General features: G+C 72.0%; 3 protein-coding genes. 1 reads left to right on the forward strand and 2 read right to left on the reverse strand.

From position 1 onward, the window contains the following. Positions 1-10: 10 nt before the first annotated feature. The gene (locus FOE67_RS24265; protein WP_182666970.1) at positions 11-682 is read right to left on the reverse strand and encodes a WYL domain-containing protein; all 672 of its coding nucleotides are present in this window, start codon (positions 680-682) and stop codon (positions 11-13) included. Between the two features lie 177 nt (positions 683-859). Between FOE67_RS24265 and FOE67_RS24270 the strand changes: the two genes are divergently transcribed. Further along, positions 860-1,126: a hypothetical protein gene (locus FOE67_RS24270; protein ID WP_228474235.1), complete on the forward strand. Its 267-nt coding sequence runs from the start codon at positions 860-862 to the stop codon at positions 1,124-1,126. A gap of 165 nt (positions 1,127-1,291) precedes the next feature. Here the strand turns inward: FOE67_RS24270 and FOE67_RS29700 are convergent, their stop codons facing one another. Continuing rightward, positions 1,292-1,840, reverse strand: coding sequence for a hypothetical protein (locus FOE67_RS29700; protein WP_228474236.1), 549 nt, complete (start codon positions 1,838-1,840; stop codon positions 1,292-1,294). Positions 1,841-1,920: the final 80 nt, after the last annotated feature.

Genomic DNA, 1,920 nt, shown 5'->3' on the forward strand with positions numbered 1-1,920 from the left:
GTGGGTGGGGTTAGGCGGCGTCGGCGAGGGCGTCGGCGCGCTCCAGGTCGCGGCGCAGGTCCTCCGCGCGGTCCTCCCGGGCGATCTCCCAGTCGGTCAGCTCCTCGACGGTGTGGAAGGTCGGCGGGCGGTCCGCGCTGGGGAGGCCGGCGGCGACGGACGCGCCGACCTCGGTGAGGACGTGCCCACCGGCACCGTCCGGGCGGGCGAGGTCCCGGTCCACCAGGTCGGTCACCACGGGGGCGGGGGCGGTGACCCGGCCGCCCCGGCGGTGGGCGACGCGCAGCGCGGCGGTGATGGCGGGCGAGGCGTCCGCGCCCACCGGCGCTTCCTCGTCCAGCGGGGAGGGAAGGGCGTAGGTCGTGGTGCGGTGGAGGGTGTAGGCCGAGATTCGGTCGAGGCGCCAGGTGCGCCCCTCACCGGTCTCCCGGTCGAGCGCCTTGACGGTGATGTCGCCGGCCTTGGTGGTGGCGATCTCGTAGGGCTCGATGGTGCGGACCGTCTCCAGCAGGCGGCCGGTCTTGTGGGACTTCCGGACCGTCGCGACGCCAGCGCCGTTGACCGCGATCACGCGGACCTTCTCCTCCTTGAGGTAGGTGAGGGTCACCGGGATGCGGCGGTCGATCGCGCGGTAGAGGTCGGCGACGGTTCGGTCGGTGTCCTGGTGGTTGGTGAGGCGCATCTCGGTGGTCCCCCTCGGGTGGTGCTCCGTGGTGTGGACTCCACCGTATAGGCCTACGCGTAGGCCTGTCAAGAGGCCTACGCGTAGGCCTATAGTGGTGTCATGACTCCCTCCATGCGTCACCGCTTCACCACCTCTGCGACTCGTAGGCCGACAAGGCGTGCCACCATGTCCGCCATGCCAGCCGAATACGACCCCGAGCGCGCAGCGCTGTTCAGCGAGTACAGGCAGGTCCGGCAGCGGGAACGTGAACTGTTGCCGAAGATCAAGGAGGCCGCGATCGAGGAGATGCGCCGCGGCGCCACCATCGGCCAGCTCTCCGCGGACACCGGCCTCAACCGCGAGGTGTTCCGCCGCCTGGCCCGCGAACACGACCTGGAGCGCCTGCGTCCCCCCACCGTTCGCGCCATCAAGGAACAGGCGGACGAGACCCCCGAGTCCTGACCGATCCCCGCTTCGTCTCCCCCCGGGCGCGGGGGTGTTGTGTCCTGATTCGTCATGGGCAGCATCGTCCCCGGGCCTACTGACAATCCGTCTACCGACGCCGGTGCCCCCGGTCTCTCTCGTTGCGCACGAGGGGGAGTCCGGGGGCACCGTCGTGTCCTGGGGTCAGCGGAGAGGGTGTCCGTAGCGGTCGACGGGTACGGGGATGATCCGGGGCGGGGGCTCGGCGGCGAGCGAGAGGCTGCCGGGGGGAAGGGTGAGCGTCACGCTGTCCTGCGAGCGCTTGGTCAGGATTGCGTCGGCGACCGCGCCGGCCTGCGGCGAGGCGCCGACCATCTCGGCGTCGGTGGCGGCGGCTTCGAGCCATGCGGCGAGCGCGGGCCGGAGAGGGTCGGCGACCAGGCGGTGGGGGCGGGCGAGGCGTTCGGCTGCGGCTCGCATCCGGGTGGCGGGGGTGTCGGTCATCGGCCGGCCTTCCGGCTGGTCGGTGGGGGCGGGGTCGTCCCAGACGACCTCGGTGGTCCCGCCGTGGCCGTGGACGTGGACGGCGTCGGCCAAAGAACTCCAGTTGACGGTGGAGGGGCGTTCGCCGCGCCATCGGAGGGTGACGGTGCCGTCGGGCCAGGCGATGCCGTCGGCGACGCGGCCGGTACCGGAGACGCCGGTGGGGTCGTGTCGGCGTTGGAGGTGGAAGCGGCGGGGTTCGGTGGTCACAGGACTCCTTCGATGGGGGTGATGGTGTGGACGGGGCGGCCGTCGAGCCGTTGGGGGTTCCATGGGGGCTGTCTCTTATA

This window comes from Streptomyces calidiresistens (assembly GCF_014141525.1).
In the GTDB taxonomy this organism is placed as follows: Bacteria; Actinomycetota; Actinomycetes; order Streptomycetales; family Streptomycetaceae; genus Streptomyces; species Streptomyces calidiresistens.

What these genes read in the sequence shown, in the direction of transcription:
- FOE67_RS24265 (WP_182666970.1), bottom strand. Translation starts at nt 682, where the DNA reads ATGCGCCTCACCAACCACCAGGACACCGACCGAACCGTCGCCGACCTC.
- FOE67_RS24270 (WP_228474235.1), top strand. Translation starts at nt 860, where the DNA reads ATGCCAGCCGAATACGACCCCGAGCGCGCAGCGCTGTTCAGCGAGTAC.